This window comes from Caulobacter sp. GW821-FHT10A06 (assembly GCF_059415805.1).
In genome coordinates this window covers 19349-42445 of the sequence record NZ_JBWKNY010000006.1, presented here as the reverse complement: position 1 = coordinate 42445, position 23097 = coordinate 19349, and the positions used below count along the sequence as shown (strand labels likewise).

Sequence of the window (23097 nt, the reverse complement as noted above, 5' to 3'; positions counted from 1 at the left end):
TGAACGCGGCTTCGCAAGCAGAGCCGCAAACCGCAAGGATCGGGTGTCGCGTCCGAGCGGCTGGCGCGAGAACCACCTCAACAGAGGAGTTCCCCATGGCCTACGCTGTCACCAGCCTGCCCGCCGAACCGTTCGCCCCGTTCTTCGCGATGGACGACGAAACCCTGGCCGCCCACGGCGCGCGCCGCGTGATCGCCGACGTGGCGCGGGGCTTTCCCTGCCGCGTCAGCCTGGACGACGCCGAGCCGGGCGAGACCCTGATCCTGGTCAATTACGAGCACCAGCCGGCCCCGACGCCGTTCCGCGCCAGCCACGCCATCTTCGTGCGGGAGCATGTCGAACCGGTCGCCACGGTCGACGAAATGCCGCCCGCCCTGCGCCGCCGCCTGCTGGCGCTGCGGGCCTTCGACGCCGACGGCATGATGCTGGCCGCCGACATCGTCGAGGGCGCCCAGGCCGACGTCTTGATCGCTAGATTGTTCGAGGACGAGAAGATCGCCTACCTGCACGCCCACTACGCCAAGTGGGGCTGCTACGCGGCGAGAATAGATCGCGCCTAGGTCGGCGCCATGTTGCGCAGGACCCAGACCAGCGAGCCGATGCCGCCGCAGAACACCATCATGTCGATGACGATCGAACGCGGCTTGGGCCCCTTCAGCGCGTCGAACGCGTCCTGCTTGGCTTCCTGCTTGCCGCTTTCGGCGGCGGCCTTCTTGGCCATGGCTCGGTCCTTCTGACGCCGAGCCCCCGCCCGACCGTGGCGGTTTAATCATGCGTGGACTGAAGAACCCGCTTCCAAACAGGGTTTAGGGAATCCGAACAGCCAAGGTCGGTCCGCCTGTAACCTTGGCCTCGGCCGTTTCGTATTCACCTCCAGTACTCATTCCGGAGGTTTCCAATGAAGCCCTTGCTGGCCGCCCTCGCCCTGCTGTCCGCCACGCCAGCGGCGGCGGCGGATCGTCCCGTGGTCATCGAGCTGTTCCAGAGCCAGGGCTGCTGGTCCTGCCCGCCGGCCAACGCCAATCTCAACGCCATCGCCGGACGCCCCGACGTCCTGGCTCTGAGCTTCGGCGTCACCTACTGGGACCAGCTGGGCTGGAAGGACACCTTCGCCACCAAGGCCTATACTGACCGGCAGCGCGCCTATGCCAAGGCGCTGGACGTCCAGCTGGGCACGCCCGAGATGGTGATCGAGGGCCGCGACAGCCTGGTCGGCGCCGACGCCCGCGAGGTGGACGCCGCCCTGCGCCGCGCCCGTCCCGCCAGCGAGACCCGCATCGCCAGCGCTTCGGGCCGCATCCAGATCGCCGCCGGCCGCGCGCCCGCTCGCCCCGCCGACGTCTGGCTGGTGCGATACGATCCGCGTGTTCAGCAGGTGTCGATCCGGCGCGGCGAGAACGGCGGCAAGACCTTGCCCCACCGCGACATCGTCCGTCAGCTGACACGCCTGGGCGGCTGGAGCGGCGCGGCGGTCAGCTTCGCCGCGACGCCCACGGCCGACCCCGCCTATCGCACGGCGGTGCTGGTCCAAGCCCCGAACGGCGGCCCCATCCTGGCGGCGGCGCGATTGGACTAGAAGCAGCCGCGCTCGCGGAGGCTGGGCGGCGGGCTGCCGGTCGCGACATTGCGCTCGGCGAAGCCCGGCGTGCGGCCCCGGCGGTAGTCGCGGCAGCGCTGCCGGCGTTGCTCGTCGTAACGCGGCGGCGCCTTCGGCTCCGGAACCTCCCATTTCCGCTCGTCGATCGGACCGATGAAGGTGGGCGACGGGCGCTTGTCGGGCCGTTTGCCCCAGGCGTCGTAGCAGGCCTCCTTCTCCTCGGGCGTCATGTGCTCGCTGGTCTCGCCCAGGCAGGCGCGCTTGGCTCGACCGGTCCCCAAGCCGCCTTCCTGCAACCGCCAGCGGTCGATAACCTTGGGGTCGACCTTCCACTCGGGATCCACGGGCGGCGCAGGCGGCGCTTCGGGCGCGGCGACGGCCGACGGCGCCTCGCCTTCCGAGGCGAAGGGTTGAGCTTGCGTCGCCGGCGCCGCCGATCGCGCTCCAGCCGCCGCCGGGCGCCGAGGCGACGCCCGCTTCTCCGGCCTCTCCAGGTCCAGGACGATCACCGGCGGCTCTTCCAGCAGCGGCGGCGGTTCCTCGATCATCACCAGCGCGCCCAGGATCAGGCCGTTGACCAGCACCCCGCCCGACACGGCGAGCCATCGCCTGGTCCACACGCCCCGCCCCATCCCGCCACCTCTGGTTAAGCTGGAGAGGGACGACGCGCGCGGATGGCGCCGCTTTCGAGGCCGGCCAGTGGCTGGCAAGTGTCCAAGCGGCGCCTTATTGGCGGCAGGTCTGCTGACAGTGGCTGTCAGCAGAAACGGCCCCTCGCGTGCGCGACATTTGTTCACACCTTGTTCTTGTGTTAATTCGCGCGTCGAGCCCTACATATAGCCGCTGCGCTGCGACCAATGTCGCGGCCCAACGTTCCGGAAAACATGGCTGAGCAACTGAACTTCATCCGCGTTCGCGGCGCCCGTGAGCACAATCTGAAGAACGTCAGCGTCGACATCCCGCGCGGCGAGCTGGTCGTGCTGACCGGCCTGTCGGGCTCGGGCAAGTCGTCCCTGGCCTTCGACACGATCTATGCCGAAGGCCAGCGCCGCTACGTGGAAAGCCTGTCGGCCTATGCCCGTCAGTTCCTGGAGCTGATGAGCAAGCCCGACGTCGACCTGATCGAGGGCCTGTCGCCCGCGATCTCGATCGAGCAGAAGACCACGTCGCGCAACCCACGCTCGACCGTCGGCACGGTGACCGAGATCCACGACTACATGCGCCTGCTGTGGGCGCGGGTCGGGATCCCCTACTCGCCGGCCACCGGCTTGCCGATCGAAAGCCAGACCATCAGCCAGATGGTCGACAAGATCACCGCCCTGCCCGAAGGCACGCGTCTCTACCTGCTGGCCCCCGTCGTGCGCGACCGCAAGGGCGAGTACCGCAAGGAGATCGCCGAGTGGCAGAAGGCCGGCTTCCAGCGGTTGAAGATCGACGGCGAATACTATCCGATCGAGGACGCCCCGGCGCTCGACAAGAAGTTCAAGCACGACATCGACGTGGTCGTGGACCGCGTGGTGACCAAGCCCGACATGGAGCAGCGCCTGGCCGACTCCATCGAACAGGCCCTGCGCCTGGCCGATGGCCTGGCGGTCGCCGAGTTCGCCAACATCGAGGAAGGCGAGAAGGAGCCGAAGCGCATCCTGTTCTCGGAACGCTTCGCCTGCCCGGTCAGCGGCTTCACCATTGCCGAGATCGAGCCGCGGCTGTTCTCGTTCAACAACCCAGCGGGCGCCTGCCCGGTCTGCGACGGCCTGGGCGCCAAGCTGGCCTTCGACGCCGATCTGGTCATTCCCGACAAGGACAAGAGCCTGCACAAGGGCGCCGTCGCCCCGTGGGCCAAGGGTCCCTCGCCACTCTATACCCAGACCCTGCAGGCCCTAGCGCGTCACTACGGCTTCTCGATGGACGAGCCCTGGTACAAGCTGTCGGCCGACGCGCGTGACGTGGTGCTGCAAGGCTCCAAGGGCGTGAAGATCAAGTTCACCTACGACGACAATGCGCGGAAGTACGAGGTCGAGAAGCCCTTCGAAGGCGTGCTGCCGAACCTTGAGCGTCGCTGGCGTGAGACCGACAGCTCGTGGGTCCGTGAAGAGCTGGGCCGCTACCAGTCCGACACGCCTTGCGAGACCTGCCACGGCAAGCGCCTGAAGCCCGAAGCCCTGGCCGTCAAGATCGACGCCATGGACATCGCCGAGGTCTCGATGCTGGCCATCCGCCCGGCCCGCGACTGGTTCGCCAGCCTGGAAGGCAAGCTCTCCGACAAGAAGATGGAGATCGCCCGGCGGATCCTGAAGGAGATCAATGATCGCCTGCGGTTCCTGGTCGATGTCGGCCTGGACTACCTCAACCTGTCGCGCGGCTCGGGCACCCTGTCGGGCGGCGAGAGCCAGCGCATCCGCCTGGCCAGCCAGATCGGCTCAGGCCTGACCGGCGTGCTCTACGTGCTGGACGAGCCGTCGATCGGCCTGCACCAGCGCGACAACACCCGCCTGCTGACCTCGCTGCAGGGCCTGCGGGACTTGGGCAATTCGGTGCTGGTGGTCGAGCACGACGAGGAGGCCATCCTCACCGCCGACTACGTGATCGACATGGGCCCGGCCGCCGGCGTCCACGGCGGCGAGATCGTAGCCGAGGGCAAGCCGGCCGACATCATGGCCAATCCCAAGAGCGTCACGGGCATGTACCTGACCGGCGCGCGCGAGATCGAGGTGCCCGAACAACGCCGGCCGATCAGCAAGAAGAAGATGCTGCGGGTCATCGGCGCCACCGGCAACAACCTCAAGAACGTCACGGCCGAAATCCCCGTGGGGACCTTCACCTGCATCACCGGCGTGTCGGGCGGCGGCAAGTCGACCTTCACGATCGAGACCCTGTACAAGGCCGCCGCGCGCCGCCTGAACAACGCCAGCGACGCCCCCGCCCCGCACGAGCGGATCGAGGGCCTGGAGCAGTTCGACAAGGTCATCGACATCGACCAGAGCCCGATCGGCCGCACCCCGCGCTCGAACCCGGCGACCTATACCGGCGCCTTCGGGCCGATCCGCGACTGGTTCGCCGGCCTGCCGGAGAGCAAGGCGCGCGGCTACGGCCCGGGCCGCTTCAGCTTCAACGTCAAGGGCGGCCGCTGCGAGGCCTGCCAGGGCGACGGCGTCATCAAGATCGAGATGCACTTCCTGCCGGACGTCTACGTCACCTGCGATATCTGCAAGGGCAAGCGCTACAACCGCGAGACCCTGGACGTGCTGTTCAAGGGCAAGACCATCGCCGACGTCCTGGACATGACCGTCGAGGAGGCCGCCGACTTCTTCAAGGCCGTGCCGCCGATCCGCGACAAGATGGAAACCCTCAAGCGGGTGGGCCTCAGCTACATCAAGGTCGGTCAGCAGGCCACGACCCTGTCGGGCGGCGAGGCGCAGCGGGTGAAGCTGTCCAAGGAGCTGTCGCGCCGGGCCACCGGCCGGACGCTGTACATTCTGGACGAACCGACCACCGGCCTGCACTTCGAGGACACCAAGAAGCTGCTCGAGGTGCTGCACGAGCTGGCCGACCAGGGCAACACCGTGGTGGTCATCGAGCATAACCTGGACGTGGTGAAGACCGCCGACTGGCTGATCGACTTCGGTCCCGAGGGCGGCGACGGCGGCGGCGAGATCGTCGCCACCGGCTCGCCTCAGGACGTGGCCAAGGTCGAGGCCAGCTGGACCGGCCGTTACCTCAAGGAACTGCTGGATCGCCACGAAGAGCGTCGCAAGGCGCGGGTGGCGGAATTGAAGAAGGCCAAGCGGGCCTAGAAACAAGAAGGCCCCGGAGAGTGATCTCCGGGGCCTTTCTCTTACCAGCCGCCGTTGCCGCTGCTGTCGCTGGAGACGCCGCTCTCGCGTTCCTTGAGCTCGCGATAGATGCTGGGCGCCGGGCCGAAGACGATCAGGGTGGTCAGCACCGAGATCAGGCCCGAGAACAGCGCCTGGACGATGCCGGCGGGCGTGAAATAGGCCTGCAGCGAGCTGGTGTCGGCGCGCATCATCTTGCCGGTGGCGGCAAAATCGCCCGAGGCGATCAGGCCGACGGCCGAGACGATCGTCCAGATCAGCAGCACCACGATCACGCTCATCACCCCCGCCAGCAGATAGGCGCCCAGCAGCGGCCAGAAGAGGCCCTCGGTCTTGGGCATGGCGCGGAACAGGGTGACCTTGCCCGTATCGAAGGTGACCGACGAGGCGAACGACAGGCGCACGGCCAGCCAGACCATGGCGCAGAACGAACCGACCACGCACAGCAGGCCCAGGAACGCGCCGGTCGGGCCGCCCAGCGCGCTCAGGAAGCCGCCCAGGCCCGAGCCCAGGAACAGCACGCCGATCAGCACCAGGCACAGCAGCAGCCACACGGCGGCCTGGCGCAGCTCGGCCGCGCCGATGCGCAGGTAAGCGAAGCGGCTGTCGTCATGGCGCAGCACCACGCGGTTCAGGGTGGCGAAGATGATGCCGTTCAGCAGCAGACTGTAGGGCAGCGACCACAGCGCCAGCGGCGCCAGATTCGACATCAGGCGGGCCATCTCGCTGAGGTCCGGCGTATTGTTCTCGGAGGTGTAGCTGATGAAGGCTTCCAGCTGCGGGCCGAAGAACATGATCGCCAGCACGTTGGAGACGATCGACAGCACCGTCATGGCGCCCGCCCAGATCCCGACGGTCTTCAGGTTCTCCCGCACCAGGCGGAAACCGGAGAAGGCCGCGTCGGAGGCGGAGAACTTTGACATATCGGGCTCTTGAGGCTGGCGTGCAGAGCGACAGCCCTAACAAGGTTCGCGCGCCTTCGACAGTGCCGAACGCGGCTTTATTCACCGGGGTTGCGGTGAGGGCGATCGCGCCTCTAACATCCGTTTGAAAAGCGGCCGCCAGCGCCGCTGAACGGAGGGAACCATGAAGCTCTATGGCGAGGCCATGCCGGCCCCCAATCCGCGCCGGGTACGGATCTTCCTGGCCGAGAAGGGCATCAGCGTTCCCGAGATCCCGATAGGCATGCGCCAGGGCGGCCACAAGTCGCCCGAGCACCTGGCGCGCAACAGCCTGGGCCAGGTGCCGACCCTGGAGCTGGACGACGGGACCACGATCAGCGAGACGGTCGCCATCTGCCGCTACTTCGAGGTGCTGCATCCCGATCCGCCGCTGTTCGGGGTCACGGCGCTGGAGCAAGCAAATGTCGAAATGTGGATCCGCCGGGCCGAGTTTCGCCTGATGGTGCCCGTCGGCATGTTCTGGCGCCACGCCCACCCGCTGACGGCGCGCCTGCTGAAGCAGAACGTCGAGTTCGGAGAGTCCAACCGTGAGGTCGTCGAACGCGCCCAGCTGTGGCTGGACAAGGAGCTGTCCGACGGCCGCCCCTACCTGACCGGCGAGACCTATACGATGGCCGACATCACCGGCCAGACGACCCTGGACTTCGCCGACTTCACCGGCCTGCACACGCCGGCCGAGGCCAAGCATGTCATCGCCTGGCGTGAGCGCATGGCGGCGAGGCCAAGCGCTTCAGCCTAGTCGTGCAGCCCCGCGTCGATCTCATCCTGGTTCAGATGAGCGAAGGCGCGGGCCGGGGCGGCGACCAGGATCACGGTCTGCAGGGTCAGGAACACCGGGGCCAGCAACAGGTTGGCCAGCAGCACCAGGATCAGGCGCGGGTGGCTGGCGACCACGTCGCCGCCGCTCAAGGGGTCGACGCCGCCGCCGACCACATTGCCGATGATGCTGGAGACCGTCGTCCCGATCAGCGAGACCAGCGCCGCCAGGACGATAGCCATGACATACATGCCCAGCAGGCGCAGGAACTGCCCGTGGGTCTGGACCCAGGCCTCACGGATGTCGATGTGATGGTGCGAGAAGGCGTGCGGCCCGAGTAGCGACAGGCGCACGGCCACCCATAAGGACAGGCCGATCACGGCCAGGGCGCCCAGGGTGGCGAACCAGCCGGCGGCCGCGCCCGACAGCAGCGACGCCCCCAGCACCACCGCGCCGGACGGGATCACCGTCACGCCCAGGGCCGCGGCCCAGGTGATCAGCGAGACGATCAGCAGCTGCAGCTCTTCCTTGCCCAGGCGCAGATAGGCGAAGCGGCTGTTGTTGGGCTCGATCACCGAGCGAATGATCGCCGCCTGCAGCACCGAGGCCAGGGCCAGGGCCACGGCGATCAGCAGCACCATCACCCCGCCCAGGTGGGTGATCAGGTCGAGGATCTCGCGCGGATCGGCCGAGCCGGCGCGTCCGGCCAGAGCCGCCCGGCCTTCGTCGCCGAGCACGATCTTGGCGAACAGGCCCAGGATCGGCAGCATGACCAGCGAGAAGGTCGCCCAGGCCAGCACCGGCAGCGGCTTGCGCCGCATGGTGCGAAGGCCCTCAAGGGCGGCGTCGACGGGACGGACGGACATCTAGGCTTCCTGCGAGACCGCGTGGCGGCGGTAGAAGTGGGCCAGGGCGCCGGTCCAGGCCGGCATGGCATAGAAATAGGTGCAGAGCGCCAGCACCGCCGCCGTCACCGGACCTTGCGGCGCGACGCTCAGGGCGGCGCTGACCAGCAGCACCGGCACGGCGACGGCCAGGCCGACGACCAGCAGGGTCGGCACGTGACCACGGGTCAGCGGAAAGGCGCTGAGCACCCGCACGCCCGACTGCTCGACGGTGGCCGGAGCCGACAGCGACAGGCGCAGGGCCAGCCAGACCAGGATCGCCAGGCTGCCCAGCGGCGCGATGACCAGGATCAGGCCCGCCGGACCGGCGCTGGCGAAGGCGCCTTGCCAGCCGGCGATCGTGCCGGGATCGAAGTCCGGGGCGGCGGTGCGGGCCACGCCCAGCGCGACACCGCAGACAATGACCATCAGGATGCAGCCGATCAGGCCCACCAGGCCCAGGATCATCAGTTGAGCGGCCAGCAGCCGCCACTCGTCACGGCCCCAGCGCAGACCCTTGAAACCGCCGGCGCGGGCGAACGCGCGGCGGAACAGAGCCCCCTGGGCGATCACCCCGGCCAATACGGTGGCGAAGAAGCGCAGACCCGGCGGCAGCAGCCCCCCGGCCACGCTGACGATCGCCGCCAGCGCCAGGGCGCCCCAGCAGTCGCGGGCCGCGCCGGTCACGTCGGAAAAGCCCGCGCGCAAGGTCGCGCCGATGCTCGCCGATCCGTCCGCCATCCGATCAAGTCCCTCTCACGCTGGCCGCGCCACGAGTCGCCGCGAGCCCTGGCAATCTATGGCCTCGCGGCGGTTCTGGCGATGGCGCCGCGCGGACGCAACCGGATTTAAGCCTCCGCCGGCGCCTCATCGCGCAACGCCCGGTAGGACGCCGCCCAGGGCGCGCAGAACACGGTCACGACCACCGACGAGAACAGGACCCACAAGGCCCCGCCGGCGGCGATCGCCGGACCCAGCTTGCGGACGATCTCCATCGGCTGTTCGCGCGCCAACGCCTCGACCGCGCCCGGCTCGAACAGCCAGCTCATCTGGCCGCCCAGCGCGAAGACCCCGCCGAACACCACGCCCAGGAACAGCACCTCGATGCCGATCAGGAAGACGAACAGCAGCAAGGCGACGCCCAGCAGCTTGCCGACATGGCCTTTGGTGAAGCTCCACGACTCGAACAGCCGGAACTGGCGGTCGGCGAAGGTCATCGGCGCGGCCATCGACAGCTTCAGCGCCAGCCAGAAAAACAGGGCCAGCACCAAGAGGCCGACCACTAGGCCGGTCCCGACCATCGCGCTGGCCGAGTTGCCGCCGGCGCCCACGCCGACGATCGCCACGATGACCATGGCCAGCAGGGCCACGACGAAGAAGCCGATATAGGCCAGCACGTACTCGACCAGGAAAAGCAAGGTGACCCAGCCCTCGCGCGCGCCCAGCCGCAGATAGCCGAACCGCGAGTCCTGCGGCTCCAGCACGGCGCGGAACACCGCGCAGCAGATCACCGCATTCACCGCCGTCGACCAGATCCAGCACACCAGCTGGAACAGCATCATCCCCGACTGCAGCCGCATGAAGCGGGCGAAGGTCTCGGGATCGCTTTGCCCGCCCTGCTGAGCGGCGATCTGCATCAGCACCGCGAAGTCGGGCCGCATGGCCAACAGCAGCAGGTACAGCGGCGCCGCGGTCGCGACCAGCATCGCCAGGCCCCAGCCCAACACCGCCAGCGGCTTGCGCCCGATGATCCCGAAACCGGCCGTGGCCGCGTCGCCAACCGAAAACCTCGCCATGCTCCCTCCCATGCTCGCCCGCCTCGCCACCTGGGCGCGAAACACCAGTCCCCTATCGTGAGCCTACACGCAGGTTTCCCCGAGCGACAGCCGGGGTTATAGGCTCGCCCATGACCACGAATTCTACCCTTCAGCCCGTTCACGTCATTGGCGGGGGCCTGGCCGGCTCCGAAGCCGCCTGGCAGATCGCCCAGAGCGGCGTGCCCGTCATCCTGCACGAGATGCGCAAGGACGACGCGACCGGCAAAGTCACCACCGACGCCCACAACACCGACGGCCTGGCCGAGATGGTCTGCTCCAACTCGTTCCGCTCGGACGACTGGCAGTTCAACGCCGTGGGCCTGCTGCACGCCGAGATGCGCAAGCTGGACAGCCTGATCATGTCGTGCGCCGACCAGCACCAAGTGCCGGCCGGCGGCGCCCTTGCCGTCGACCGCGACAACTTCTCGGCCGAAGTCACCCGCCGCCTGGAAGCCCACCCGCTGGTCACCATCGTCCGCGAGGAGATCGCCGGCCTGCCGCCGCAAGAGTGGGACAACGTCATCGTCGCCACCGGCCCGCTGACCTCGCAGGCCCTGGCCGAGGCGATCCTGGAGCTGTCGGGCGAAGGCCAGCTGAGCTTCTTCGACGCCATCGCGCCGATCATCCACTTCGAGTCCATCAACATGGACGTCGCCTGGCGCCAGTCGCGCTACGACAAGGAAGGCCCTGGCGGCGACGCGACCGCCTACATCAACCTGCCCATGAACAAGGAACAGTACGAGGCCTTCATCGACGCCCTGATCGACGGCCCCAAGTCCGAGTTCAAGGAGTGGGAGAACGTCCCGTATTTCGACGGCTGCCTGCCGATCGAAGTGATGGCCGAGCGCGGCCGCGAGACCCTGCGCCACGGCCCGATGAAGCCGGTCGGCCTGACCAATCCGCGCGACCCGACGGTCAAGTCCTACGCCATCGTCCAGCTGCGCCAAGACAACGCCCTGGGCACCCTGTGGAACATGGTCGGCTTCCAGACCAAGCTGAAGCACGGCGTCCAGGCCGAGACCTTCCGGATGATCCCGGGCCTGGAGAACGCCCAATTCGCCCGCCTGGGCGGCCTGCACCGCAACACCTTCATCAACTCGCCCAAGCTCTTGGACAAGTCGCTGCGCATGAAGGTGCAGCCGCGCCTGCGCTTCGCCGGCCAGGTGACGGGCGTGGAGGGTTATGTCGAGAGCGCCGCCATGGGCCTGCTGACCGGCCGCTTCGCCGCCGCCGACCGCAAGGGCGCCCCGATCGACGCCCCGCCCCCGACCACCGCCCTGGGCGCCCTGGTCGAACACATCACCGGCGGCCACCTGGAAGCCGGCAACGGCCCCGGCAGCTTCCAGCCGATGAACATCAACTACGGCCTGCTGCCGCCGCTCGAGGCCCCCAAGGTCGACGAGGACGGCAAGAAGATCCCGCTCAAGGAACGCGGCCGGGCGAAGAAGCGGCTGATGAGCATCCGGGCGCTGAAGGACCTGGAGGCCTGGGCGGGCCTTTAAGCCCTCCCTTCCGTGTCCTCCCGGAAGCGCGAAGCGCTATCCGGGACCCAGGGGCCGGCGCGGTGTGGTTGTCCCTGGGTCCCGGCTCTCCGCTGCGCTACGGCCGGGATGACACGCGATTTTCGCGATATCCGCAGCAACACAACCCCTTAAGGGCGCCCGCCCCCGCAGCGCCCAAAACCGCCTCATTTGAATTCCGGGTATCGCCGCCTCACGTGCGCTTCCGTTAGAAGTTTCAACCCGTTGATCGCCTAACAACTGGTTATTTCCACCGACCCGAACGGGGCCGGATTACGGCGCTCGTTTTTCGACGAACCTGACAAAGTTTCAAATGACACCGGTTTCTCTTGCGTATGACACCGGTCGCAGTTAGCGGTACCAGCGATTTTTGGGACCAGCCGCGCAAAACAAGAGCTGGGCCCTTTTCCAACTTTTCCGGGAGGGAACCGTGCAAACTCATTCCAAGCATAGCCGCGCCTGTGCGCTTCTGGCTCAGACCTCGCTGGGCGCGCTGACGCTCGCCGCCGCCCTGAGCTTCTCCAGCGCCGCCCTGGCCCAAGAGCAGGCCGCCCAGCCCGCGCCGGCCCCGGCCGCTGAGCCCGCCGCCGCCGAGCCCGACACCGTCGAGGCCGTCGTCGTCACCGGCTACCGCGCCGCCGTGCAGAGCGCGCTGAACATGAAGCGCAATTCCAGCGTGATGGTCGACGCCATCAACGCCGACGACATCGCCGACTTCCCGGACGCCAACCTCGCCGAGTCCCTGCAGCGCCTGCCGGGCGTCTCGATCGACCGCGAAAATGGCGAAGGCCGCACCATCACCGTCCGCGGCCTGGGCAGCGACTTCACCCGCGTGCGCCTGAACGGCCTGGAAGCCCTGTCGACGGCCGGTCCGTCGAACTCGGGCGACAGCGCCAACCGCTCGCGCGGCTTCGACTTCAACACCTTCGCCTCGGAGCTGTTCAGCGCCCTGAAGGTCCAGAAGACCGCCTCGGCCGAGACCGACGAAGGCTCGCTGGGCGCCACGGTCGACCTGGAAACGGGCAAGCCGCTGAACTTCAAGGGCAAGCGCCTGGCCCTGTCGGTGCAGGACGCCTACTACAAGAACGGCGGCACCCACTCGCCGCGCTTCGCCGGCCTGGTCTCGGACCGCTGGGACACCAACTGGGGCCAGTTCGGCGCCCTGTTCTCGGTCGCCTACAACAAGCGCAACCAGATCATCGACAGCTACCAGCGCCAGGCTGGCCAATCTGATTACACCTATCGCCAGGCCACCTTCCTGGGCACGGGTTCGACCACCGCCACGCCGCGCCGCCAGGGCTTCGCCGCCCCGACCGGCACCTCGTGCAACAACGGCGTGATCCCGGGCGTCAACATCACCAACGCCGCCGTCTGCTCGGCCCTGACCGGCTCGAACCCGACCGCCTACAACCTGGTCAACAACCCGGCCAGCGCCACGGTCGTCGGCTCGGGCATCACCGCCCCCGGCGCCCTGACCCGCATTCCGGCCCTGGCCACGCTGAACCAGCAGGACCTGGACCAGAAGCGCACCGGCCTGACCGGCGCCCTGCAATGGCGTCCGACCAGCCGCACCACGATCTCGCTGGACTGGGTCTATTCGGAGCTGGAGCAGTCGTCGGTCAACTACCAGGTCCAGACCGTCGGCCTGAACCGCAACAACACCAACGCCGCCCTGAACACCATCACCGCCGGCGACACCGCCGCGGCCAAGCGCGCCCTGTACGCCAGCTGCACGGCCCGCGCCGCCAGCGCGATCCAGGACGCCATCGACTGCGGCCAAGCCCAGAACGGCGGCGCGCTCGTCGCCGGCATGACCAACAGCTACAACCCGTACAACCTGGATCCGTACGACTACTACAACAACCCGGGTTCGGTGGGTTACGTGGCCGATCCGACCGGCACGGCCATGCTGACGCAGTTCATCGGCCGCCCGTCGGTCCGCCTGATCGACGCCGCGCTCTCGCCCACGGGCGCCAATGCCGACTACCTGAAGCTGGGCAATGTCGACCTGCGCTCGGCCGCCGACGCGTCGTTCTTCACGACCTATTTCCGTCAGTCGTCGCTGAAGCTGGAACACGAGTTCAACGACAACCTGTCGATGGTCGCCGTCTACGGTAAGTCCTCGTCGAACAACAAGACGCAGGGCCTGCTGGCCGACTTCATCCGCCTGGACAGCGGCCAGGGCGTGGCCGGCAACGACTACGTCACCTACGACGCGCGTGGCGGCGGCGACATGCCGGTTCTGAACCTGGGCTTCGACGCCACCCAAGCCAATGCCTGGGACTTCGTGAAGGGCTACTCGGCCCTGCGCAACTACCAGCGCTACACCCGCAACGACTACGAGACGATGCGCGTGGACTTCAAGTATGACCTGGACAGCGACACCAGCGTCAAGTTCGGTATCAGCCAGCGCAAGTACGGCTTCTCGACCTCGGAATATCGCCGCCTGACCGGCGAGACCCTGAACCCCAGCCTGAAGGAAGCCGGCTCGAACGTCGCGGCCGTCAGCAAGGTCATCAACTGGGGCACCGGCCTGAAGGTGCCGGAAGGCACCACGACCGCCTTCCTGGCCCCCGACCTGAAGAAGATGACCGACCTGTTCGGCTTCAACTGCAACTGCATCAACAAGTATGGCGACTGGCGCCTGTCGTACCTGGCCAGCGCGGCCAACCGCTATTCGGTCGACGAAAAGGACACCAGCGCCTACGTCCAGTTCGACTTCAACACCCAGCTGTTCGGTCGTGAACTGCGCGGCAATGTCGGCACCCGCTACGCCCTCACCGAGGTCAATTCGGACGGCCTGACCAACAGCTCGCGTCCGATCTCGGGCTCGAACAAGTACCACGACATCCTGCCGTCGATGAACGTGTCGTACGAGCTGCACGAGAACCTGCTGCTGCGCTTCGGCGCCGCCAAGGTCATGGCCCGCCCGCTGCTGGCCAACCTGGCGCCGAACGTCACCGCTATCAGCGTGCCGACCAACGGCGCCACGGTCGGCGGCTCGCTGACGGTCGGCAATCCCAAGCTGGATCCGTTCCGCGCCACCAACCTCGACCTGTCGCTGGAATGGTACTTCGCGCCGGGCGCCCTGGTCTCGGTCGCGGTGTTCAACAAGGACATCTCGAGCTTCCCGCAGACCCTGGTGTCGTCGGCCACGCTCAGCTCGATCATGGACGCCGACGCCATCGCAGCCCTGCGCGCGGCCCAGACCAACGCTCAAGCCGTCGCCTACATCGACAACAACAACCCGTTCGACGTCCGCCAGTTCGGCAACGCGCCGGGCGGCTACATCCGCGGCATCGAGTTCAACTACCAGCAGAACCTCACGTTCCTGCCCTGGTACTTCAAGAACCTGGGCGTCCAGTTCAACGCCACGCACCTGGAGTCGGAACTCGACTACATCGTGAACCCGGCCAACGCCCGCCTGGGCACGCCGGCGATCACCGCCAAGGGTCCGTTCACGGGCGCCTCGCCGGACGCCTTCAACTTCACGGTCTTCTATGAAGTCGAGAAGTTCAGCGTTCGCCTGTCGTCGGCCTATCGCGCCAAGTACCGCACGCAGTACCCGATCGCGACCGGCACCTGCGACCCGGGCTTCTGCGACAGCCCGCTGGTCAACGACTTCCTGGGCAACAGCAGCACGTTCAACCTGGACGGCTCGGCGACCTACAAGTTCAACAAGTACCTGACCCTGTCGGTCGACGCCCTGAACCTGACGAACCAGGCCGAGAACCGCTGGGCCTACCAGAACGACCCGGTCGCCACGCGCTACGCCGCCGTGGGCCGCTCGATCTTCGCGGGCATCCGGTTCGTCTACTAGTTTCCTCCCAAAGCGTTATTTCCTCCCAACGCTTGACTTGGGCCGCGCCGGTAACCCCGGCGCGGCCCTTTCTTTTTGGCTGGAGCCTTCGCACCTGCGAGACGTTCGGCCAGGGATGACCCAACTCCAGACCTGGATCGCTGCTTTCGGCTGGGCGCCGCCGTGGCTGGTCAGCACCGTGCTGATCGCCGTGGCCGTCGTTGTCGCCTTGGCGGTCCACGCCGTCGTCGTGCGGATCGTCCGGCACGCCATCTCGCGCCACAGCGAATTCTGGCAGCCGCTGATCGCCCGCACGCGGCGGCCAACGCGGATGGCCTTCATCGTCGCGACCCTGGGCCCGGCCGTCTCCGCCGCCCCCCTCACTGTCGCCCAGGCCGCGGGCGCCAAGCATGTGCTGCTGGTGCTGTTCATCCTGCTGCTGGGCTGGATGGCCATGACCGCGCTCGACATCGGCGCGGCCCTCTATCTCCGAGGCTTCAAGGTCGACGTTGAAGACAACCTGCTGGCTCGCAAGCACGTCACCCAGGTGCGGATCCTGCGGCGCGCGGTGGCCATCCTGGTCGGCATCTTCACCCTGGCCCTGGCGCTGATGACCATCCCCGGCGTGCGCCAGTGGGGCGTCAGCCTGCTGGCCGCCGGCGGGGCGGCGTCGCTGATCGTCGGCCTGGCCTTGCAGCCTCTGCTGACCAACCTGATCGCCGGCATCCAGATCGCCGTCACCCAGCCGATCCGCATCGACGACGCCGTGATCGTCGAGAAGGAGTGGGGGAACATCGAGGAGATCAACGCCACCTACGTCGTCGTCCGCCTGTGGGACTGGCGGCGGATGGTGCTGCCGCTCAGCTATTTCATCCAGACGCCGTTCCAGAACTGGACCCGCGAGAGCGCCGCCCTGATCGGCACGGCCATGCTGTATGTCGACCCCGCCGCGCCGGTCGATCGCCTGCGCGCCAAGCTGGAGGAGATCGCCAAGGCCTCGCCCCTGTGGGATGGCAAGGTGGTCAACCTGGCCGTCACCGACCTGACCGCCGAGGTCATGGAAGTCCGCTGCCTGGTCAGCGCCCGCAACGCGCCCAAGACCTTCGACCTGCGTTGCGAAGTGCGCGAAAAGATGATGGCCTTCCTGCGCGACGAGCTGCCCGAGGCCTTCCCCAAGCGGCGTCTGGCCCTGGCGGCCGGCGAGGCCTGAACGGCGCCGCCCTTCCGTAAGTAAGCGAATTATGACTTAACAGGAGGCGCCGCCGTCTCGACATGGCGCGCGCGCGGGCGCCTGGCGGGATCCTTTCCCTTCGGCGCTTGTCGCGGATGAATGGCGGGCGCAGCCTGCTAGGGTCTTGGGATGGAAGCGGACGTGACCGTGGGTTTCGACATCGGCGCCCAAACCTTGGGAGTAAGAGCTAAGGCTCGCTGCGACGCGCTCGGCCTGCCGCCTTACAGCGAGGTCGAGGGCCAACTGACGCGTCGGTTCCTGACCTCCGCGCATGAGGCCGCCCTGACCACCCTGTCCGGCTGGATGCTGGAAGCCGGCATGAGCGTGCGCCGCGACGCCGCCGCCAATCTGATCGGCCGCTACGAGGGCGAGCTGCCTGGTGAGAAGGCGCTGATCATCGGCTCGCACATCGACAGCGTCCGCAACGGCGGGCGGTATGATGGGCCGCTGGGGATCATGCTGGGCGTCGACCTGGTCGAGGCCCTGAACCGCGCCGGCCGCCGCCTGCCGTTCGCGATCGAGGTCGTGGCGTTCGGCGACGAGGAAGGCTCGCGCTTTCCCGCCTCGATGAGCTGCAGCCGAGCGATCGCCGGGACGCTGGACCCGAGCGCTCTGGAGATGAAGGACGCCGAGGGCGTGTCGGTCGCGGAAGCCTTGAAGGCGTTCGGCGGCGATCCGGACAACATCGCCAGCGCCGCTCGCAAGCCCGAAGCCGTGCTGGCCTTCCTGGAAGCCCATATCGAACAAGGCCCGGTGCTGGAGGCCGAGGGTCTGGCCCTGGGCGTCGTCACCGCCATCGCAGCGCAGAAACGGCTGATGGTGCGGATCGAGGGCACGGCGGGTCACGCCGGCACGACGCCGATGAACCTGCGCAAGGACCCCGGCCCCGCCGCCGCCGAGGCCATCCTGGCCCTGGAGCGGATCTGCCGCGCCGGGACCGATGGTCTGGTCGGCACGGTCGGCCGCATGACCGCCCTGCCCGGCGCGTTCAACGTCATCCCCGGCGCCATCGAGTTCTCGATGGACATCCGCGCCGAAACCTCGGCCGCCCGCGACGAGGCGGTGATCACCATCGGCGCCGAGATCCACGCCATCGCCGCCAAGCGCGGTCTTCGGGCCGAGGTCAACCTGATGCAGGCCCTGGCCGAGAGCCCCTGCGATCCATCCCTCATGAGCCTGCTGGAAGATGCAGTCGGCGATCTCGGTCTGCCCGTCCGCCGACTGCCCTCTGGCGCGGGCCACGACGCCATGGTGATGGCTGACCTGTGCCCCGTCGCCATGCTGTTCATCCGCTGCGAGGGCGGGATCAGCCACAACCCGGCCGAAGCCGTCACCGAGGCCGACTGCGCCCTGGCGGCCCAGGCCATGCTCCTTTTCATCGACAAGCTAGAACGACGCGAACGCGCATGACCGAGACTTTCAAAGAACTGGACCACCCCGCCCGCCTGCTGATGGGGCCCGGCCCGATCAACGTGCACCCGCGCGTGCTGCGGGCCATGTCGGTGCAGCTGCTGGGCCAGTTCGATCCCGAGTTCACCGGCTACATGAACGAGGTCATGAGCCTCTATCGCGGGGTGTTCGAGACCCAGAACCAATGGACGTTCCTGATCGACGGCACCTCTCGCGCCGGGATCGAGGCGGCGCTGGTTTCGACGCTGTCGCCGGGCGACGACGTGGTGGTGATCAACGCGGGGCGCTTTGGCCTGCTGCTGGCCGAGATCGCCGAGCGCTGCGACGCCAAGGTCACCTTCGTCGAGGGCGAGTGGGGCAAGGTGGTCGATCCACAGGCCGTCGAGGACGCCGTCGCCCGCGTGAAGCCGCGCCTGGTCGCCTGCGTGCACGGCGACACCTCGACCACCATCGCCCAGCCGATCGAAGTCATCGGCGAGATCTGCCGCCGCCACGACGCGCTGCTCTATGTCGACGCCACCGCGACGCTGGGCGGCATGAGCGTCCCCGCCGACAAATGGCAGGCCGACATCGTCACCGCCGGCTTGCAGAAGTGCATGGGCGGCCCCTCGGGCTCGGCCCCGATCACGATCAGCGACCGCGCCGCCGACCACATCTTCGGCCGCCGCCATGTGGAGAAGGGCCTGGCCGGCCCCGGCATGACGGGCAACGGCCGGCGCATCGCCTCGAACTATTTCGATCTGGCGATGATCATGGACTACTGGTCCGACAAGCGCCTGAACCACCACACCGAGGCGGCCAGCATGCTGTTCGCGGCCCGCGAGTGCGCGCGGATCGTGCTGGAGGAAGGCCTCGACGCGCGCTTCGTCCGCCACCGCCAAGCCGGCGCGGCGATGGTCGCCGGCATTGAGGCGTTGGGCCTCCAGGTCTACGGCGACCAGGCACACAAGATGACCAACGTCACCGGCGTCATCGCCCCGAACGGCGTCGACTACGACCGCGTCAAAGCCCGCATGCGCACCGAGTTCGAGATCGAGATCGGCGCCGCTTTCGGCCCCTTGGCCGGCAAGATCTGGCGCATCGGCACCATGGGCATGAACGCCCGCAAGCACGCGGTTCTCCAGACCCTGGCGGCGCTGGAAGCGGTGCTGCGTTGGGAGGGCTTCAGCGCCCCGGCCGGCGCCGGCGTCGACGCGGCGGCCAAGGTGTTCGGATGAGCTATCCGAGAGACCTGATCGGCTACGGCGAACACCCGCCCCAAGCGCAATGGCCGAACGGCGCCCGCGTGGCCGTGCAGTTCGTGCTGAACTACGAGGAAGGCGCCGAGCGGTCGATCCTGCACGGCGATCCGGTCTCCGAGTTCTTCCTGTCGGAAATGGTCGGCGCCCAGCCCATCCAGGGCATGCGCAACATGTCGATGGAGAGCCTGTACGAATACGGCTCGCGCGCGGGCTTCTGGCGCATCCGGCGGCTGTTCGACGAGTACCAACTACCGCTGACCGTGTTCGGCGTCGCCCAGGCCATGGAGCGCCATCCCGACGCGGTCGAGGCGATGATGACGTCTGGCTGGGAGATCGCCACCCACGGCTATCGCTGGATCGACTACCAGCACTTCACGCCCGAGCAGGAACTGGAGCACATCCAGCAGGCCATCGAGATCCAGAAGCGTCTGACCGGCGAGCGCCCCCTAGGCTGGTACCAGGGCCGCACCAGCCCCAACACCGCCCGCCTGGTCGCCGAGGAAGGCGGCTTTCTCTACGACGCCGACAGCTATGCCGACGATCTTCCGTACTGGGACGACCAGCACGGCCGCGCCCAGTTGATCGTGCCCTACACGCTGGAAGCCAACGACATGCGCTTCACGGCGGCGCAGGGCTTCAACACCGGCGAGCAGTTCTTCACCTATCTGCGCGACGCCTTCGACGCCCTGTACCTGGAGGGCGAGACCGCGCCGAAGATGATGAGCGTCGGCCTGCACTGCCGCGTGGTCGGCAAGCCCGGCCGCATCGGCGCCCTGCGGCGGTTCCTCGAGCACGTCACCCGCCACGACCGCGTCTGGGTGGCCAAGCGCATCGACATCGCGCGCCACTGGATCGCGACCCATCCGTACGAGGCCCAAGCATGAGCGGCGCACCGCCCCTCTCCCTCGCCCGCTTGAACAGCATGAACCAGACCGGCTTCACCACCGCCCTGGGTTTCGCCTTCGAGCTCTCGCCCTGGGTCGTCGAGCACGCCTGGAGCGAGCGACCGTTCGCCAGCGTCGAGGCCCTGCACGACACGATGATGGCCGTGCTCGACGCCGCGCCCCTCGCCGACAAGCTTGCCCTGATCCGCGCCCACCCGGAGCTGGCCGGCAAGGCGGCGATCGCCAAGCAGCTGACCGCCGAGAGCACTTCCGAACAGGCCAGCGCCGGCCTCGACCGCCTGACGCCCGAGGAGTTCACGCGTTTCCACGAGCTGAACGCCGCCTACGGCGAACGCTTCGGCTTTCCGTTCATCATCGCCGTGCGGCTGAACGACAAGGCCTCGATCCTGGCGGCCATGCAGGCGCGCCTGGTCCACGACGAAGCGGCCGAGATCGCCGAGGCGATCAAGCAGATCGGCCTGATCTCGAAACTCCGGCTGCTGGACGCGGTGACCGCCTGATGGACTACGATTTCGCCGCCTGGGCCGGCATGGCGCTGCGCTGGCTGCACGTGGTGGCCGGCGTGGCCTGGATCGGCGCGTCCTTCTACTTCGTCTGGCTGGACAACAATCTGCGTGACCCGAACCCGCCGAAGGACGGCGTGAAGGGCGAGCTGTGGGCCGTGCACGGCGGCGGCTTCTACCATTCGCAGAAGTACATGGTCGCCCCGGCCCACATGCCCGAGCACCTGCACTGGTTCAAATGGGAGGCCTACACCACCTGGCTGTCGGGCTTCGCGCTACTGACCGTGCTCTACTATGTCGGCGCGCCGGTCTATCTGATCGACTCGGCCAAGCACGCGTTCACCCAAGCCCAGGCCATCGGTGTCGGCCTAGCCTTCATCTTTGGCGGCCTCTTGGTCTACGAGGCCCTGTGCCGCTCGCCGCTGGGCAAGAACGGCAAGCTATTCGGCGTGGTCTGGTTCTCGGTCCTGACGGCGGCCACCTGGGCGCTGACCCAGATCTTCTCCGACCGCGGCGCCTTCATCCACGTGGGCGCGATCATCGGCACCTGCATGGTCGAGAACGTCTTCCTGATCATCATCCCCAACCAGCGCAAGATCGTCGCCGACATGCTGGCCGGCCGTCCCGTCGACCCGCGCCTGGGGGCCATGGGCAAGCAGCGGTCGGTGCACAACACCCACATGACCTTGCCGGTCATCTTCATCATGATCAGCAACCACTATCCGGCGGTCTCGGGACACCCGAAGGCCTGGCTGCTGCTGGCCCTGATCAGCGCCGGCGCGATCTCGATCCGCTACTTCTTCATCCAGCGCCACTTCGGCAAGATCCGGCACGAGTTCCTGTTCTATGGCGCGATGCTGATCTTCGGCGCGACGGCCATCGCCAGCGTCAAGCCCAGGGACAAGGTCGAGATCACGAGCCCGGTGCCGTTCACCACCGCCGAATCGATCATTCAGAAGCACTGCGTCACGTGCCATGCCGCGACGCCCACTCACCCGGGCTTCTCGGCGCCCCCGCTGGGCGCGAGCTTCGACAACCCTGAGCATATCCGCACCTATGCCCCGAAAATCCGTGAACGGGCGGTTCTTTCCACCTCCATGCCCCTTGGCAACGAGACCGGCATGACCGTAGAGGAGCGGGCCCAGCTGGGCGCCTGGATCAATCAGGGAGCCAAGATCCCGTGACCGACGCCGTCCTGGACGCGAACAAGACCGACGACTCGGGGAACGCGCCGCGTAAGCGCAACGCCGAACGCACAAGGAAGGCGATCCTCGCCGCGGCGCTGAAGGAGTTCGCCCAGGCGGGTTTCGCGGGGGCCCGGATCGAGAAGATCGTCAAGGCCGCCAAGTGCAACATCCGGATGCTGTACCACTACTTCGGGGACAAGAAGGGCCTGTACATGGCCGTCCTCGAAAGCGCCTACATGGACCTGCGGGCGCGTGAGGCCGAGCTGAAGATCGACTTCGACAAGCCGCTGGAAGGCTTCCTCGAGCTGCAGCGCTTCACCTTCGACTATTTCGAGAAGAACCCCCGCTTCGAGGGCCTGCTGCGCAACGAGAACCTGCAGCACGGCAAGTTCGCCGCCCAGTCGCGGGTGGTGACCGAGACCGCCTTCCCGCTGCGCCACACCATGGAGCGGTTGATCGAGAGCGGTCAGAAGCAGGGTGTGTTCGGGCCCAACCTGGACCCAGTGCAGATCTACGTGACCATCGCGGCCATGAGCCGCTTCCACCTGGCCAACGGCTATTCTCTGTCGGCGACCTTGGACACCGACATGACCGCGCCCGAGTGGCGCAGGGCGCGACTGGATCACGCCCTGGCCTTGCTCGAAGCCTATCTGACGCGCGGCGCGCGTTAGGTCGCGGGCGGCGTCGCGGCGGCCGGAGCGGTCGCCAAGGCCGGACCGCTGAACTCGCTTTCGATCGTCACCTGGACCTCGTCGCTGACGCCCATGGTCGTACCCGGGGCCGGCACGCCATAGGCGATGCCGAAGTCCGAACGCTTGAACGTCCCCTTGGCCGAGAAGCCGACGCGCGCGTGCGGGTCCATCGGATGGCCGACATAGCCGCCGTTGTAGACGACATCCAGGGTCACCGGCTTGGTGACGCCGTGCAGGGTCAGGTCGCCCGTGACCTTGCCGGTGTCGGGCCCGGTGGTCTCGACCTTGGTCGACTTGAAGGTGATGGCCGGATAGGTCGCCGTGTTCAGCCACTGCGCGCCGGTCAGCTCGGCCAGGAAGCCCTCTGGCGGGGCCGGCAGGGTCAGCGACTTGGGATCGATCGTCGCCTCCAGCGCGCTGACGCCGGCGTTGTTCTGGTCGAACTTCAGCTTGGCGTCGAAATTGGCGAAGGCGGCGGTGTAGTTCGAAAAGCCCAGGTGGCTGACGCGGAACACCAGCGTCGAATGGGCCTTGTCCAGCGTGTAGTCGCCGGCGGGGATATCGGCCTTGGGCGGCTTGGGCGTGGTGGCGGTCGGCGCGGCGGCGGCGGGCGCCTCGGCCTTCTTCTCGGCGATCTGGGGCGAACAGGCGGCCAGCGCCAAGAGCGCCACGACGGGCAGAACAGACTTCATACGCTTCCCTCCAACGGAGCCGGTCTCACGCGCCGGCGTTCTGGCGGAAGCGAACGCGCCCCCACAC

General features: G+C 67.7%; 20 protein-coding genes and 1 pseudogene. 13 read left to right on the top strand and 8 right to left on the bottom strand.

Annotation, left to right across the window (positions count from 1 at the left end):
* The first annotated feature begins 95 nt into the window (after window positions 1–95).
* Window positions 96–560, top strand: a complete 465-nt coding sequence (locus tag AC07NF_RS18290) for a DUF1203 domain-containing protein (protein ID WP_494629523.1) — start codon at window positions 96–98, stop codon at window positions 558–560.
* Here the strand turns inward: AC07NF_RS18290 and AC07NF_RS18285 are convergent.
* Complete coding sequence (locus AC07NF_RS18285; protein WP_492817079.1) at window positions 557–721, bottom strand: hypothetical protein; 165 nt, start codon at window positions 719–721, stop codon at window positions 557–559. The genes AC07NF_RS18290 and AC07NF_RS18285 overlap by 4 nt on opposite strands.
* Before the next feature lie 177 nt (window positions 722–898).
* On the opposite strand from AC07NF_RS18285, the gene AC07NF_RS18280 reads away from it, so the two are divergent.
* Window positions 899–1576 (top strand): DUF1223 domain-containing protein, encoded by a 678-nt coding sequence (locus AC07NF_RS18280; RefSeq protein WP_494629520.1) that lies wholly within the window; start codon window positions 899–901, stop codon window positions 1574–1576.
* Here AC07NF_RS18280 and AC07NF_RS18275 read toward each other — a convergent pair.
* Window positions 1573–2217, bottom strand: coding sequence for a hypothetical protein (locus AC07NF_RS18275; protein ID WP_494629519.1), 645 nt, complete (start codon window positions 2215–2217; stop codon window positions 1573–1575). The genes AC07NF_RS18280 and AC07NF_RS18275 overlap by 4 nt on opposite strands.
* 264 nt (window positions 2218–2481) lie before the next feature.
* On the opposite strand from AC07NF_RS18275, the gene uvrA reads away from it, so the two are divergent.
* Window positions 2482–5391 (top strand): excinuclease ABC subunit UvrA, encoded by a 2910-nt coding sequence (uvrA, locus tag AC07NF_RS18270; RefSeq protein WP_494629516.1) that lies wholly within the window; start codon window positions 2482–2484, stop codon window positions 5389–5391.
* Between the two features lie 41 nt (window positions 5392–5432).
* Here uvrA and AC07NF_RS18265 read toward each other — a convergent pair whose 3' ends face one another.
* Entirely contained in the window at window positions 5433–6353 is a 921-nt protein-coding gene (locus AC07NF_RS18265; protein ID WP_494629514.1) for a hypothetical protein, read from the bottom strand.
* A 163-nt stretch (window positions 6354–6516) separates the two neighbouring features.
* On the opposite strand from AC07NF_RS18265, the gene AC07NF_RS18260 reads away from it, so the two are divergent.
* Window positions 6517–7131 carry a glutathione S-transferase family protein gene (locus AC07NF_RS18260; protein ID WP_494629512.1) on the top strand — a complete coding sequence of 205 codons (615 nt, stop codon included), beginning with the start codon at window positions 6517–6519 and terminating at the stop codon, window positions 7129–7131.
* Here the strand turns inward: AC07NF_RS18260 and AC07NF_RS18255 are convergent.
* From AC07NF_RS18255 to AC07NF_RS18245, 3 genes are all read right to left on the bottom strand, one after another.
* Entirely contained in the window at window positions 7128–8015 is an 888-nt protein-coding gene (locus AC07NF_RS18255; protein WP_492817091.1) for a hypothetical protein, read from the bottom strand. The two genes, AC07NF_RS18260 and AC07NF_RS18255, sit on opposite strands and share 4 nt — an antisense overlap.
* The gene (locus AC07NF_RS18250; protein WP_494629511.1) at window positions 8016–8774 is read right to left on the bottom strand and encodes a hypothetical protein; all 759 of its coding nucleotides are present in this window, start codon (window positions 8772–8774) and stop codon (window positions 8016–8018) included.
* Window positions 8775–8881: 107 nt separating this feature from the next.
* Complete coding sequence (locus AC07NF_RS18245) at window positions 8882–9829, bottom strand: hypothetical protein (protein WP_494629509.1); 948 nt, start codon at window positions 9827–9829, stop codon at window positions 8882–8884.
* Window positions 9830–9939: 110 nt separating this feature from the next.
* Here AC07NF_RS18245 and trmFO point away from each other — a divergent pair, with 110 nt between their 5' ends.
* Complete coding sequence (trmFO, locus tag AC07NF_RS18240) at window positions 9940–11352, top strand: methylenetetrahydrofolate--tRNA-(uracil(54)-C(5))-methyltransferase (FADH(2)-oxidizing) TrmFO (RefSeq protein WP_494629507.1); 1413 nt, start codon at window positions 9940–9942, stop codon at window positions 11350–11352.
* A gap of 39 nt (window positions 11353–11391) precedes the next feature.
* Here the strand turns inward: trmFO and AC07NF_RS18235 are convergent.
* Window positions 11392–11481 (bottom strand): annotated as a pseudogene (locus AC07NF_RS18235) (hypothetical protein); the annotation flags it as partial.
* 319 nt (window positions 11482–11800) lie between these two features.
* Between AC07NF_RS18235 and AC07NF_RS18230 the strand changes: the two are divergent.
* The 8 genes from AC07NF_RS18230 (at window position 11801) to AC07NF_RS18195 (ending at window position 22317) form a co-directional block, all read left to right on the top strand.
* Window positions 11801–15190, top strand: coding sequence for a TonB-dependent receptor (locus tag AC07NF_RS18230; protein ID WP_494629505.1), 3390 nt, complete (start codon window positions 11801–11803; stop codon window positions 15188–15190).
* A 115-nt stretch (window positions 15191–15305) separates the two neighbouring features.
* A complete protein-coding gene (locus AC07NF_RS18225; RefSeq protein ID WP_494629503.1) occupies window positions 15306–16379 on the top strand; it encodes a mechanosensitive ion channel family protein in 1074 nt (357 codons plus the stop codon).
* Between the two features lie 150 nt (window positions 16380–16529).
* The gene (locus AC07NF_RS18220; RefSeq protein WP_494629502.1) at window positions 16530–17810 is read left to right on the top strand and encodes an allantoate amidohydrolase; all 1281 of its coding nucleotides are present in this window, start codon (window positions 16530–16532) and stop codon (window positions 17808–17810) included.
* A complete protein-coding gene (locus tag AC07NF_RS18215; protein ID WP_494629499.1) occupies window positions 17807–19027 on the top strand; it encodes a pyridoxal-phosphate-dependent aminotransferase family protein in 1221 nt (406 codons plus the stop codon). The genes AC07NF_RS18220 and AC07NF_RS18215 overlap by 4 nt, the downstream gene beginning before the upstream one ends.
* Entirely contained in the window at window positions 19024–19935 is a 912-nt protein-coding gene (puuE, locus tag AC07NF_RS18210; RefSeq protein WP_494629497.1) for an allantoinase PuuE, read from the top strand. Before AC07NF_RS18215 ends, puuE begins: the two co-directional genes overlap by 4 nt.
* Window positions 19932–20456, top strand: coding sequence for a 2-oxo-4-hydroxy-4-carboxy-5-ureidoimidazoline decarboxylase (gene uraD / locus AC07NF_RS18205; protein WP_494629495.1), 525 nt, complete (start codon window positions 19932–19934; stop codon window positions 20454–20456). The genes puuE and uraD overlap by 4 nt, the downstream gene beginning before the upstream one ends.
* A complete protein-coding gene (locus AC07NF_RS18200) occupies window positions 20456–21643 on the top strand; it encodes a urate hydroxylase PuuD (RefSeq protein ID WP_494629493.1) in 1188 nt (395 codons plus the stop codon). The genes uraD and AC07NF_RS18200 overlap by 1 nt, the downstream gene beginning before the upstream one ends.
* Window positions 21640–22317, top strand: a complete 678-nt coding sequence (locus tag AC07NF_RS18195) for a TetR/AcrR family transcriptional regulator (RefSeq protein ID WP_492817113.1) — start codon at window positions 21640–21642, stop codon at window positions 22315–22317. The genes AC07NF_RS18200 and AC07NF_RS18195 overlap by 4 nt, the downstream gene beginning before the upstream one ends.
* Here AC07NF_RS18195 and AC07NF_RS18190 read toward each other — a convergent pair.
* A complete protein-coding gene (locus AC07NF_RS18190) occupies window positions 22314–23030 on the bottom strand; it encodes a YceI family protein (protein WP_494629490.1) in 717 nt (238 codons plus the stop codon). The two genes, AC07NF_RS18195 and AC07NF_RS18190, sit on opposite strands and share 4 nt — an antisense overlap.
* Between the last annotated feature and the right edge of the window lie 67 nt (window positions 23031–23097).